19 protein-coding genes are annotated in these 11233 nt (G+C 40.1%); all 19 read left to right on the forward strand.

Going from position 1 to position 11233, the window contains the following annotated elements; all coding sequences use genetic code 11:
- Nucleotides 1–57 precede the first annotated feature (57 nt).
- The 19 genes from ACFQZ9_RS09185 to ACFQZ9_RS09275 all read left to right on the forward strand — a co-directional run bounded on the left by ACFQZ9_RS09185 (nucleotide 58) and on the right by ACFQZ9_RS09275 (nucleotide 11220).
- A complete protein-coding gene (locus ACFQZ9_RS09185; RefSeq protein ID WP_498943452.1) occupies nucleotides 58–348 on the forward strand; it encodes a hypothetical protein in 291 nt (96 codons plus the stop codon).
- A 69-nt stretch (nucleotides 349–417) separates the two neighbouring features.
- Nucleotides 418–915 (forward strand): hypothetical protein, encoded by a 498-nt coding sequence (locus ACFQZ9_RS09190; RefSeq protein ID WP_498943453.1) that lies wholly within the window; start codon nucleotides 418–420, stop codon nucleotides 913–915.
- Between the two features lie 71 nt (nucleotides 916–986).
- On the forward strand, nucleotides 987–1712 hold the full coding sequence (gene terS, locus ACFQZ9_RS09195) for a phage terminase small subunit (protein WP_498943455.1): 726 nt from the start codon (nucleotides 987–989) through the stop codon (nucleotides 1710–1712).
- Nucleotides 1712–2998 (forward strand): PBSX family phage terminase large subunit, encoded by a 1287-nt coding sequence (locus ACFQZ9_RS09200; protein WP_498943616.1) that lies wholly within the window; start codon nucleotides 1712–1714, stop codon nucleotides 2996–2998. The genes terS and ACFQZ9_RS09200 overlap by 1 nt, the downstream gene beginning before the upstream one ends.
- A gap of 3 nt (nucleotides 2999–3001) precedes the next feature.
- Nucleotides 3002–4504 carry a phage portal protein gene (locus ACFQZ9_RS09205; protein ID WP_498943457.1) on the forward strand — a complete coding sequence of 501 codons (1503 nt, stop codon included), beginning with the start codon at nucleotides 3002–3004 and terminating at the stop codon, nucleotides 4502–4504.
- Nucleotides 4501–5403, forward strand: a complete 903-nt coding sequence (locus ACFQZ9_RS09210; protein ID WP_498943459.1) for a phage minor head protein — start codon at nucleotides 4501–4503, stop codon at nucleotides 5401–5403. Before ACFQZ9_RS09205 ends, ACFQZ9_RS09210 begins: the two co-directional genes overlap by 4 nt.
- Nucleotides 5404–5443: 40 nt before the next feature.
- Nucleotides 5444–5650 carry a hypothetical protein gene (locus ACFQZ9_RS09215; protein ID WP_498943461.1) on the forward strand — a complete coding sequence of 69 codons (207 nt, stop codon included), beginning with the start codon at nucleotides 5444–5446 and terminating at the stop codon, nucleotides 5648–5650.
- Nucleotides 5651–5683: 33 nt separating this feature from the next.
- Nucleotides 5684–5869 carry a hypothetical protein gene (locus ACFQZ9_RS09220; RefSeq protein ID WP_498943463.1) on the forward strand — a complete coding sequence of 62 codons (186 nt, stop codon included), beginning with the start codon at nucleotides 5684–5686 and terminating at the stop codon, nucleotides 5867–5869.
- Nucleotides 5870–5892: 23 nt separating this feature from the next.
- Nucleotides 5893–6090, forward strand: a complete 198-nt coding sequence (locus ACFQZ9_RS09225; protein WP_498943464.1) for a hypothetical protein — start codon at nucleotides 5893–5895, stop codon at nucleotides 6088–6090.
- Nucleotides 6091–6100: 10 nt separating this feature from the next.
- Entirely contained in the window at nucleotides 6101–7309 is a 1209-nt protein-coding gene (locus tag ACFQZ9_RS09230; protein WP_498943466.1) for an XkdF-like putative serine protease domain-containing protein, read from the forward strand.
- Between the two features lie 25 nt (nucleotides 7310–7334).
- The gene (locus ACFQZ9_RS09235; RefSeq protein WP_498943617.1) at nucleotides 7335–8291 is read left to right on the forward strand and encodes a phage major capsid family protein; all 957 of its coding nucleotides are present in this window, start codon (nucleotides 7335–7337) and stop codon (nucleotides 8289–8291) included.
- 62 nt (nucleotides 8292–8353) lie between these two features.
- Nucleotides 8354–8518 carry a YqbF domain-containing protein gene (locus tag ACFQZ9_RS09240; protein WP_498943468.1) on the forward strand — a complete coding sequence of 55 codons (165 nt, stop codon included), beginning with the start codon at nucleotides 8354–8356 and terminating at the stop codon, nucleotides 8516–8518.
- Nucleotides 8518–8925 carry a protein YqbG gene (yqbG, locus tag ACFQZ9_RS09245; RefSeq protein ID WP_498943470.1) on the forward strand — a complete coding sequence of 136 codons (408 nt, stop codon included), beginning with the start codon at nucleotides 8518–8520 and terminating at the stop codon, nucleotides 8923–8925. The genes ACFQZ9_RS09240 and yqbG overlap by 1 nt, the downstream gene beginning before the upstream one ends.
- Complete coding sequence (locus tag ACFQZ9_RS09250) at nucleotides 8925–9269, forward strand: DUF3599 family protein (protein ID WP_498943472.1); 345 nt, start codon at nucleotides 8925–8927, stop codon at nucleotides 9267–9269. The genes yqbG and ACFQZ9_RS09250 overlap by 1 nt, the downstream gene beginning before the upstream one ends.
- 8 nt (nucleotides 9270–9277) lie before the next feature.
- Complete coding sequence (locus ACFQZ9_RS09255) at nucleotides 9278–9781, forward strand: HK97 gp10 family phage protein (protein WP_498943618.1); 504 nt, start codon at nucleotides 9278–9280, stop codon at nucleotides 9779–9781.
- Between the two features lie 228 nt (nucleotides 9782–10009).
- Complete coding sequence (locus ACFQZ9_RS09260; RefSeq protein WP_498943473.1) at nucleotides 10010–10174, forward strand: hypothetical protein; 165 nt, start codon at nucleotides 10010–10012, stop codon at nucleotides 10172–10174.
- Nucleotides 10175–10186: 12 nt separating this feature from the next.
- Entirely contained in the window at nucleotides 10187–10348 is a 162-nt protein-coding gene (locus ACFQZ9_RS09265) for a hypothetical protein (protein ID WP_498943474.1), read from the forward strand.
- 13 nt (nucleotides 10349–10361) lie between these two features.
- Nucleotides 10362–10769, forward strand: a complete 408-nt coding sequence (locus ACFQZ9_RS09270; protein WP_498943476.1) for a phage tail tube protein — start codon at nucleotides 10362–10364, stop codon at nucleotides 10767–10769.
- Between the two features lie 58 nt (nucleotides 10770–10827).
- A complete protein-coding gene (locus tag ACFQZ9_RS09275) occupies nucleotides 10828–11220 on the forward strand; it encodes a hypothetical protein (protein ID WP_498943477.1) in 393 nt (130 codons plus the stop codon).
- Nucleotides 11221–11233: the final 13 nt, after the last annotated feature.

The raw sequence follows: 11233 nt of genomic DNA on the forward strand, positions 1-11233 counted from the left end.
TATGACAGGTTTTGACATGTGTTAATCGAATTCTTCCCATGAAGGAGGAGATTTGTTATGTCAAAAATGATTACGTTAGAAAGAGCCAAATCAGAAATTAAAAGGTTGCAGCATTTTGTTGATCTGGTGGAAAAGTATGATGCTGACACATTAGAAAAAGCGATCATCAAAGAATACGCAATAACCAACAGTGTTATAAAAGTTACAGAAAACTTGGGTGTGGATAGAGAATTTGCGATATCCATCATTAAGAAATTAGGGAAAGATGAACTTTCTAAATTAGTCAGAAGCATGTATATGGAAAAGACTAAAGCAGTTAGAATTGGTCCCAAATATAGTAAGTTTTGAAAAATAGTAAAAAAGTAGCAGGAAAATATCTCCTTTTGTCGAATTTAATAGACGAAAGGAAGTGGAAAAATGAACCAAGAAATAATTTTGAATAATGTTAAATTGAGTGTTGAAAACCTTGTTGTAGAAAATATTCAGGATGGTATTGAAAACGAGGGGAAAGAACTAAGGTTTTCTTTTGTTGTTACAGGTGAAAATGAATTTAATTTATATAAAAACCTTTTAAACAACGAAAATTTTGAAATCACTATTATTAACACCGAAGAAACATTAAAAGTCAGAAAAACATCCTATTCTTACAATTTTCCTCATGAGATATATGATGACACTGAAATTACAATTCATGTGACTTTAAGAGAGGAAAATGAAGATAAACAAGAACCAAATTTATTTGCAAATATTGCAATTGAATCTATTTCAGCTCGTACTAGAATAAATGCAATAATTCAGCTGTTAATAGAAAAAGAAATGATCACAATGGACGAATATACAAAGAAATTTGATGAAATTCATGAAATTAACAAAGAAAAATACAAAGATGATCTTTTTGGTAAGATTGAAGAGTAAAAGCATCCTTCGGGGTGCTTATTCTTTTGCTCAAAACAAACATAAAATTCGGAGGTGGCAGGTGATGTAAGATGGCAGCGGATCATATTAAAGCTGAGAAGGATTATGTCAAAGGCCTAAAATACAAGGAAATCGCAGAAATGCATGGAGTCTCCATAAATACAGTTAAGTCATGGAAACAGCGATATGGCTGGGTTAGAAACAAGGGCGCACCCTCTGGAAAAAGTGTGCATACAAAAAAACGGGGTGCACCAAAAGGCAATATTAATGCCAAAGGTAACAGTGGGGGAGCGGCACCGAAGGGAAACCAAAATGCTAAAACACATGGTTTATTCTCTAAATTCCTCCCACCTGAAACATTGGAAATCATGGAGAGTTTGAACGATAGGTCTCCAGCCGATTTAATTTGGGATCAAATTCAAATTCAGTATGCTGCTATTATCCGGGCTCAACAAATTATGTTCGTTCGTGATCAGGATGCTATCTCAAAAGAAATTAAGAAAGAAAAGAGTGTACGCTCCGACAATATGGATGTTGATGAAACAGAATGGGAGATTCAATTCGCCTGGGATAAACACGCTACTTTTCTAAATGCTCAATCTCGGGCCATGAGCGAGCTTCGCAGTTTAATTCGTCAGTTTGATGAAATGGCACATATCGATGATGAACGGCGATTGAAGCTTGAAGGTATGAAGTTGGGTATTGAAAAGACGAAAAAAGAAGTAGATAAACTCAATTCAGGTAATGATGATAAACCAATCGAAATTCTAATTAAGCGAAAGAGTGAGCGGTCATGATCGAGAAGGATGTAAACCCTCACTTTGAAGACTTTCTGTTTGATTGGGATCAAAAGTATCAGTTTCTAGTTGGCGGTTACGGATCCTCAAAAAGTTATCATGTGGCTTTAAAAATCATTTTGAAATTGCTTGAGGAGAAAAGAAAAGCGTTGGTTATTCGCGAAGTATTCGACACCCATAAAGAGTCCACCTATTCTCTATTTACAGAAATCATTGAGGATATGGGATTGGAGCATCGGTTCAAATGCGTGGAATCGCCAATGCAGATAAAGTTTCCCAATGGCTCCAGAATCATTTTCAAGGGGATGGACAAGCCAGGTAAACTAAAATCAATAAATAACGTTTCTCTAATCTGGGTCGAAGAATGTTCTGAAGTGAAGTATGCAGGATTTAAAGAATTAATTGGACGTCTTCGTCATCCAAAATTACCACTGCACATGATTTTATCAACTAATCCAGTGGGTGAGGATAACTGGACCTTCCTGCATTTTTTCAAAGACGAACAAAACCAACGCTACGTTCTGGATGATCACGAGCTTTACGAAAAACGGACTGTAGTAGTCGGCGAAACCTATTACCACCATTCTACAGCTGACGATAATCTTTTCCTTCCAGAAAGTTATATCGCCCAACTCGATGAATTAAAAGATTATGATCCAGACCTTCACCGGATTGCCCGGAAAGGTCATTTTGGCGTGAACGGGGTTAAAGTACTCCCTCAATTTACAATCGAAGAACATGAACAAGTCTTGGAAGCTATCTCGAATATCCATAAGCCGATTAGACGAGTCGGGATGGACTTTGGTTTTGAGGAATCCTTTAATGCTTTGCTGAGGCTCGCAGTAGACCACGAGAAACGATACCTGTATATCTACTGGGAATATTATAAAAACAAAATGACTGATGACCGAACAGCTGAAGAAATCATTGAGTTTAAAGAAAGCCAGGAGCGAATAAAAGCGGACAGCGCAGAACCTAAAACCATTCAGTTTTATAGGCAGCTGGGTTTCAACATGGTTGCTGCTAAAAAATTTAAAGGTTCTAGGAAACAATACACCAAAAAGATTAAACGTTTCCGGAAAATTATTTGTTCTGACCAGTGCAAGAACACCATTAGGGAATTGAAAAACCTTACGTTCGTGGCCGATAAAAACGGTAAAGTACTTGAGGATGAATTTAATATCGACCCTCATACCTTATCAGCTATTTGGTACGGTTTGGATGATTATAACGTGACGGATCTGAAAGAGAAGAGCAAAAAACGACCAAGCAGAGAAAGGAGGTAAACGATGACACAACAAAAGATGAAAGTGAAAGTTGTTAAAACGGAAGCACCTTCTACAACAAGTAAACAGATTTACGATGATCCGTTTAAAGGACAGTACAATAGGGAAATCCTTATCCCACCTTACAACCTAAAAGAGCTTAAATTGATTGGCGAGTATTCCACCATCCTGCAACAGTGTATCGAGGCATATAAGACGAATATCTTCGGCTTTGGCTTTCAACCTCAATATCGTTTTGACTATAATGCGGCCAGTGAAGGTCTACAGAAAAAAGCTGATGAGGAATGGACGAGGCTTGAAGAATTTGTTCGCTATTTGAATTACGACGAAGAGACTGAAACTATCCTGGGCTTTGCTATGGAGGACCGTGAGAAAATGGGTAATGGTTATGTCGAAGTATTACGAGATGTCCTTAACCGTCCAGCTGGTATCGAATATGCAGATGGCCAGTTTATTCGTGTCTGTAAACGTTCTGTCCCGGAAGAAGTAGAGTACAAGATTCTCGAGAACGAAAATCCTAAAACCATTAAACGCTGGCGGACCTTCCGGAAATATGTCCAGGAAGTAAACGGACAAAAGATTTGGTTTAAAGAATACGGAGACCCACGGATCATGGACATGCGAACTGGAAAATATGACGAGAGCACTCCTGAAAATCTCCGGGCTACTGAATTAATTCATTTTAAAATTGGCTCAGGTACTTATGGTATTCCCCGGTGGATTGGGCATATTGTCAGCTTGTACGGCTCCAGAAAAGCAGAAGAATTAAATTACCTATATTTCAAACAGGGCCGACATGTGCCGGCAGCTATCATTGTTGAAAACGGCATGCTATCCGATGACTCCGTTAGCCAGCTGCAAGAGTATATGAACGGGATTGAAGGGGTAGACAATGCTCATAAATTTTTATTACTCGAGGCTGAGGGGATCGCACAGGAAACCTATGAAGGCGAAGAAAAGACTACACCAGTTAAGGTACAAATCAAATCACTGGCTGAAATCCTGCAGCAGGATGCTTTATTCTTAGAGTACGACACGAAAACAAGGGACAAGCTTCGGTCCGCGTTCAGGCTACCACCGTTATATACTGGCGAGTCACAGGACTATAACAAAGCTACTGCAGATACAGCCAGAAAGATTACAGAGGAGCAGGTATTTAGGCCAGAGCGCAAACTAATCACTGGAAAGCTCAATACATTGTTTCTAAGTGATTTGGATATATACAACGTCCTGCTGTCGTTGAAAGGTCCTGACTTTGGAGATCCAATCGAAACGGCCAAAGCGCTTATTCCTTTTGTCAATGCGGGCGCTACGGCTCCTAACGATTTACGGGATTTACTTGGACGGTTATTAGGAAAAGACCTGGAGGCATTCCCGGATGAGTATAACCTGCCGATGCCTAAACAGGCTGCACCAGCGCAAACGCAGCTGCAAAAATCTACGGGCAATGATTTGGTTAACCTTTTAAAGGATCTGCGTGACGTATTAGAGGAGATTCAATCATGAGTAAGGTAGAACGTCTCCTGAAATCCATAAACGACATAATAAAAGCCGAGGAAGACGATGAAGATATCACAGATGTCGTGCCTGAGTTCCCCGGTTTAGATAAGGTGCCTAAGTACATCGATGATTATGAGAAAAAGCTGGCTAAGCTTCTGCGCAATCAACGGAAATACTTCCTAAATGGTGCAAAGGAATACGTCCAAAAAGAGATTACGGTAAAAGGTTTATTAGATTATTTTTCTAAGAATCTCTTTGGAAGCGATCCTTTCTTCGAGGACATGGAAAAGCTCACAAAGGATTTTCTGACGTTGACGATTACGGAATTAACAGCGGAAATCATGGCTGCGATCGATAAAGATATTGCTTTTGATGTTTTGTCTCAGAAAACAATTGATTGGATTGATACATGGTCAAAAGACTTAGCGGATCTCATGAAACTGAATGCACATGAAGCGCTCGAGGCAGAACTGAAGGCTGTTATCGAGGCTGGCGGCTCTATCCAAGATGCAGAACTTGCGATTAAGGACCTGCCGGAGTTTGACCGTAAGCGGGCACGGACGACGGCTCTTACGGAAATCTTAACGGCATCCAGTCGCAGCCAGTGGGAAGCCTACAAACAAAGCCCGGCTGTTACTAAAAAGATGTGGAAGCATTCAGGCGGTAGGAAGATTAAACCTCGAAAAGCCCATCAAGACATGGACCGATCAGAGGTAGGAGTCGATGACAAGTTTGACGTGAATGGTCATGAAGCGGATTTTCCCCGTGATCCTTCTTTGCCTGCGAGTGAACGCGTGAATTGTCATTGTGCCATGGGTCCGGTAGTGGATGAGGATATTTTAGGCTTAAGCAAAGAGGAGAAAGAAAAGCTCCGGGAAGAAGCTTTGAAGGAAATGAATGCGTAAATTTTCCAACCTTGGCAAAGAATAGCCTCGAGGTGATTTTATGGAAGAAATGCAAGAAGTAGGGTCAATGATTGATGAGTTTTATTTACATCGATGGCTGAAAGAATCAAAAGCTGAGTTTAAGGAATACCAAGAACGCTACAGGGTTACAGGAAACCGACAAGATAAATTTGATATGCTGATAAAATCAATGGAAATTGCGGTACTTCAAGCCAAAAAGAATACCATGAGACAGGACACCAAATAAGGTGTCTTTTTATTTTGTGGGAGATGAGGTCAAATGTACGACAAATATTGGTACACAGAAAATGAGGTTAAAATCCCAATGGTCGTGGACCTAGTAAACCAAACTGTATCTAATTGTGCATCATGCGGCTGGAACCATGAGGGAGTAGAGATTATTAACGATTACTCCGGGGATTATTTTATTTGTATGATGACGGAAGCAGAGGTGAAAGTAGACTAAATGGCAAAGAAAGGAGAGTTTACGTGGAGAGGAAAGATAATTTTGTCCTAGAACTTGATAATGAGCCTGCCCTTGTATTCGTTCAAGAGAACTTAAAAGGCGGCTTTAAGGTCTTTCAGGACGGTAAAGAAGTGAAGGGCATTCGAAATATAAAAATTTATGCGTCATATGATGGGGCTACCACTCATGAAATTGAATTTTTAACTGGAGCAACTAAATAACTGAGAGGAGGTGAACAAATTGGCGAGAGAACTGAAAAATGCAAACATTAGCCACGTATCATATGTGGATAAAGGTGCAAACCAAAAGAAATTTTTCCTGACAAAATCGGCGGCAGCTCCTACCTTCCAAAAAGAAGTCCGGATCGTAACGAAAGCCGAGGATGAACATCAGCTGGTATATGGAGTGGTCTATGAGCCGGATGTAGAAGATGCACATGGGGATTCCATGGCGGCTGAGGAAATCGAAAAGGCAGCGCACAAGTTTTTAAAGGATTTCCGCAACATTGACACCCAGCATGATTTTGAAGCGGGTGCCGGTGAATTAGTGGAGTCTTACATTGCACCGGTTGAAATGGATATCGATGGTGAAATCATCACGAAAGGGTCCTGGGTGATCGTCACCAAAGCGACCGAAGAGATTTGGGAGCAAATCAAAAAAGGTGAATTCACTGGGTACTCCATGGCCGGTACAGCCGAAGCAATTGAAAAGCAAGAAAGTAAGCCTGTCACGAAATCCGATGAGGAAGTGAAGGGCTTTTTTAATGCCATGAAAGCTTTCTTCTCAGGTGAAAAAATCCAAAAAGGCGCTGTACGCGATAAATTCGAACAGTCAAAGAAAAGCAATGATTTCTGGTCTGCCCAGGCGAGTTTCGAAACATCTATTCGTTCTTACAATTGGCAGACAGACCGATATGAATTTGAAAAGGATGAAACAACGATTCGTGAAGCTATTCAAGATTACGTTGAAATCCTTAACGAAATTCTTTTATCGGATAATATCGCGAAAGCCTTGGGCAAACCACCTGAAACCATTGAGAAAGCCGGCAAAAAGATTTCGTCCGCTAGGATGGATAAAATCAATGCTGCCTTTGATGCATTACAGGAATTAAAAAATGAAGTGGACGAGGAGGAAGTCGACGTGAAAAAAGAAGAATTGATGGAGCTGGTAAAGGAAGCTATGGCTCCAGTTACCGAAAAGCTTGATACTCTTGAAAAAGAACTAAAAGGTACAGAAGAAAAGGTCGTAAAGTCTGAAGAGAATGCAGAGGCGGTTTCCGAGGATCTTAAAAAGGAACTAGCTGACGTCATTAAAGCTGCATTATCTCCAGTGGAACAACGTTTAGAAGCTGTGGAAAAAGCGCGCGGTATCTCTAAAGTACTAGAGCCAATTACAAAAGAAAATGAAGGAAACGGTTCCGTTTGGGACGGTTTACTTTAATTAGGGAGGGTATAAAATTATGGTGATGACAAATCAAAACATTATTGAAAAAGCGGCTATGAAACTATCTGATTTAGCAGCAGGCGGGCAGATGAGCCCAGAACAATTCAACACATTTTATCGTAAGATTATTGACCAGCCAACCATCCTTAAAGATGCTCGTAACGTCCCAATGAAATCAGACTCAATGAAGGTTGAAAAAATCGGATTTGGTTCTCGTATTCTACGAAAAGGTACGGAAGGAACGGCCTTAGCGGATGTTGATCGTGCAGTACCTACCACAAGTACAATTCAGTTAAACGCTAAAGAGGTAATTGCTGAAGTGAACATTACTTATGATACCTTGGAGAACAATATCGAAGGAGATAACCTTAAGAACACGTTAATGGACATGATTGCAGCTCGTGCAGCACTTGATATTGAAGAACTTGTTATCAATGGAGATACAGCTTCAGCCGATGCGTATTTATCCATCCTTAACGGGCTCCGTAAAAAGGCTGTTTCACATGTAATTGATGGTACAAACGCGGGTGTAGCTTTTAGCAAATCCGTTTTCCTTAAATCAATGAATGCGGTGCCTGCTAAGTATCGCCGTAATCCAGCGGACTGGAGGTTCTATACTTCTTTTGCGAATGAATTGGCTTGGAAGGATTCACTTGCATCCCGTCAAACGAACTTAGGAGATACAGCTATTCAAGGTGGATTAGGTACTGCTTATGGGACACCTGTTCAAGGTATTGCGATGCTACAGGACTATGACCTAGACGGAGCAGGAGCAGGAACTGCAATGGGTTCCGATTTAATCTTTACAAATCCTAAAAATATCGTAGTCGGTTTTTCTCGAAACGTCCGAATTGAGGTTGATAAAGATATTCGCGAACGTAAGTTTATCATTGTCCTTACCGCTAAACTCGATACGCAATTTGAAGAGGAAGATGCGGTTGCTAAATACCAAAAGATCTTAACACCAACATTCAACTAATCTAACAAGAGAGCTCAAATATTAGGGCTCTCTTTTCTTAATATTTTTAAGGAGGTTTCAATATGAAACTAGCTAAATTGGTAATTGGAGAAGATTATTCTATCGGAGAAAAGACCTTTAAAAAAGATCGGCCCCAAGAAGTCGATAACAAGCTCTATGAGTATCTAAAGGATAACCCACAATTTGAAGTTTATGAGGAAGACAAGAAAAAGAAGGATGAAAAATAATGCCTAAGATTACACCCGAAGATGTTATGGACTATACCGTCTTTGATAAGGTGAAAAATCGTGACCGTTTCCTTTTAGAAAAGGATATCATCGAGGCAGAACAAGAGATTAAATCCATTGTTGGTCATACTTTTGATGGGTTGGATACGGACGGAAATCCTTTGTACCCAATCTTACCACCAGAAGTGGAAATTGCTTACCTGAAAATGACGCAGTTTTTCGCCTTAATCAATAGTGATGAGTCAATTACAAAAGGTATTTTCAGCGAGCGAATTGGAGATTATTCCTACACGCTTGCAAACGGTCAAAGCGTTCGTAAACCGGATGTATACGACCTCTTATCAAGTTATGTCAAAGTAGCTGATATGAAGACTGGCAATACAAGAATGAGAATGAGGTCGATCTAATGAGCTATGAAAATTTATTAACGGATCGATGCAGTGTATACCATTTAATTAAAGAGCAGGAAACCAGTTCATACGGGGTACCCGGTGAAACAAAATACGAATATCCTGCAAACCCTGATTTATTAGACATCCCATGCCTCTTTGGAAAATCGTCTCAAAAAATTTATAACAGTGAGCCGGGAGTGGTATTTATTGAAACATTTCTGGTTCACTTTTTCATTGGAACGGATGTACGTTTTAATGACAAAGTGATTTTTAACGGAACGACGTACCGGTTAGATGTTCCCCGTAACATTCGCAGCCATCACATTGAGGTAACGGCAGTAAGAGATGATTCGATATGAGATCCAGAGTGAACCTGCGCGGAATGAATGAAGTCTTGAGTCGTTTAAATACTTTATCCGGTCCGAATTTAAAAGAGCAATTCACTTTATGGCTGGAAGCTTCCGGTATGGAGTTTTTGGATATCGTCCAGGACGAAATCATTCGAATGGAAGCCGTCGATTTCAGAAGGCTGTTAAACTCTTTTTCCAAAGGGGACGGGGAAAACGTTTGGGAAATTACAAATGGCGGCTTAAAAATCGGCATAGGAACGAATGTGAAGTATGCAAAGTTTGTGAATGATGGCCACTGGCAAAATCCTCAAGGAGTAGCAACCCGTTGGGTACCAGGTAAATGGAACGGCGACCGTTTTGAATATGATCCTGGATCTGATACAGGAATGCTGTTAAAACAGAAGTGGATAGATGGTCAGCCATATTGGGACCAAGCGGTAGCAATCTTTGAAAGAGTTTTTGCAGCATCTTTTGAGCGGAAATTTAGACAATGGATTCAAAGTGAATTAGGGGGTGGGTAATTGTGGAACAAATGCTAGGTTCAATTCGCGGATATTTTTATTCGTTATGGTCAGTTAAAGTTTACTCTAAAACCATACCGGAAAAAATTGAGACCCCAAGCATGTATTTCCCTCCTCCCTAGGACACTTGATAACCTATATTCCAAACAAGGTTATGAGGTTACCAATCTTCTTTCCGTAAAAATCTTTGAAAAAACGTCTTCTGATGCCCTTCTCCGGGCAGAACAAATGGCGAATACCATAAGGCAGAATAAACGGGCCATCCCTCTCTTAAATGAAGACGGATCTCCAGCAGGAGATAGTATCATACTTGAAAAACTTGATTGTGACGTTATCGATGACAAGGTAGCGGTAATCAATCTGCAATGGAACAGTTATTATCCTTATAACTAGGATGTGAAATAGATGTATAAATTTAGAGCTCTCATTCAGTTTTCGTATGAAAATGTGATGTACAATCCACGACGAGAAACTTACAAGTTGGACAATGAGATTGTTCGCGATTGGGAAAAGCACGGATATGTGAAAATTGTTGAGGAAAAACCGAAAAAGGCAAAGAAAGAGTAGGAGGTTGATATAGATGCGTGGTATTGATGTAATTATCCAAGTTGAAGGGGATACACCAGGAACCTTTATTACAATTGCAGGCCAGCAAGGTGCTAAATTTACTGAAGAGATTGATACGTTTGAAACCACTTCAAAAAGCTCTGATGGATGGAAAGAATATGATTATGCATTTTCTGGGTGGAAAATCAGTTGTGACGGTGCTTATGTTCTCGGTGATGCGGCTTATGCCAAATTAAAGAATGCGATGCGAACTAAAACAAAAGTAAAAGCGAAATGGTCCGAAACAGGATCAAAAGGAGACGTAGAAACTGGCGATGCTCTCGTTACAAGCCGTGAATTAGATGGCCCTTATGATGATGCTGTAACGTACTCTTTTGAACTGTTAGGTACTGGAGCACCTACAACCGTACAAAATCCATAATTTAGAGCCCGTCTTTTATTAGGCGGGCTTTTATTTTGAATATGAAAGGACTGTGGAAATGGACAATTTAACGACCTATAAAAAAGTAGAGATTAACGGTAAAGAATACTTACTCAAATATGATTTTAACGCTTCTTGTGACATTGAAGAGGTTTATGGCAAAGGCGTTTATTCCGTTTTAAATGAGGAGCAAGTCGGGTTCAAACTGGCGCGTACCTTTTACTGGGCAGGGCTTAAGTGGAAGTATCCTGGATTAACCCTGCAAGTGGTTGGAAACATGCTAGGGAAAGAAATCCAAGAGAACGGTAAAAACATTGCCGAATTAATGACCCCTGTCATGGACGCTTTGAAAAAATCCAAACTATTAGGTAGCAATAAAACCGAAAAAGAAGTCAGCATTGATGATTTTGAGGCTAAAGAGGAAGAGGAAGACGACAACCCAAACGCGTAAAAGGTTTAGATTG

Origin of the sequence: Neobacillus sp. GCM10027624 (genome assembly GCF_042675345.1) — a bacterium.
GTDB classification, from domain to species: Bacteria; Bacillota; Bacilli; order Bacillales; family Cytobacillaceae; genus Neobacillus; species Neobacillus cucumis_D.

Coding starts and splice junctions, on each gene's coding strand:
- ACFQZ9_RS09185 (WP_498943452.1), top strand. CDS start 58: ATGTCAAAAATGATTACGTTAGAAAGAGCCAAATCAGAAATTAAAAGG.
- ACFQZ9_RS09190 (WP_498943453.1), top strand. CDS start 418: ATGAACCAAGAAATAATTTTGAATAATGTTAAATTGAGTGTTGAAAAC.
- terS (WP_498943455.1), top strand. CDS start 987: ATGGCAGCGGATCATATTAAAGCTGAGAAGGATTATGTCAAAGGCCTA.
- ACFQZ9_RS09205 (WP_498943457.1), top strand. CDS start 3,002: ATGACACAACAAAAGATGAAAGTGAAAGTTGTTAAAACGGAAGCACCT.
- ACFQZ9_RS09210 (WP_498943459.1), top strand. CDS start 4,501: ATGAGTAAGGTAGAACGTCTCCTGAAATCCATAAACGACATAATAAAA.
- ACFQZ9_RS09215 (WP_498943461.1), top strand. CDS start 5,444: ATGGAAGAAATGCAAGAAGTAGGGTCAATGATTGATGAGTTTTATTTA.
- ACFQZ9_RS09220 (WP_498943463.1), top strand. CDS start 5,684: ATGTACGACAAATATTGGTACACAGAAAATGAGGTTAAAATCCCAATG.
- ACFQZ9_RS09235 (WP_498943617.1), top strand. CDS start 7,335: ATGACAAATCAAAACATTATTGAAAAAGCGGCTATGAAACTATCTGAT.
- ACFQZ9_RS09240 (WP_498943468.1), top strand. CDS start 8,354: ATGAAACTAGCTAAATTGGTAATTGGAGAAGATTATTCTATCGGAGAA.
- yqbG (WP_498943470.1), top strand. CDS start 8,518: ATGCCTAAGATTACACCCGAAGATGTTATGGACTATACCGTCTTTGAT.
- ACFQZ9_RS09250 (WP_498943472.1), top strand. CDS start 8,925: ATGAGCTATGAAAATTTATTAACGGATCGATGCAGTGTATACCATTTA.
- ACFQZ9_RS09260 (WP_498943473.1), top strand. CDS start 10,010: ATGGCGAATACCATAAGGCAGAATAAACGGGCCATCCCTCTCTTAAAT.
- ACFQZ9_RS09265 (WP_498943474.1), top strand. CDS start 10,187: ATGTATAAATTTAGAGCTCTCATTCAGTTTTCGTATGAAAATGTGATG.
- ACFQZ9_RS09270 (WP_498943476.1), top strand. CDS start 10,362: ATGCGTGGTATTGATGTAATTATCCAAGTTGAAGGGGATACACCAGGA.
- ACFQZ9_RS09275 (WP_498943477.1), top strand. CDS start 10,828: ATGGACAATTTAACGACCTATAAAAAAGTAGAGATTAACGGTAAAGAA.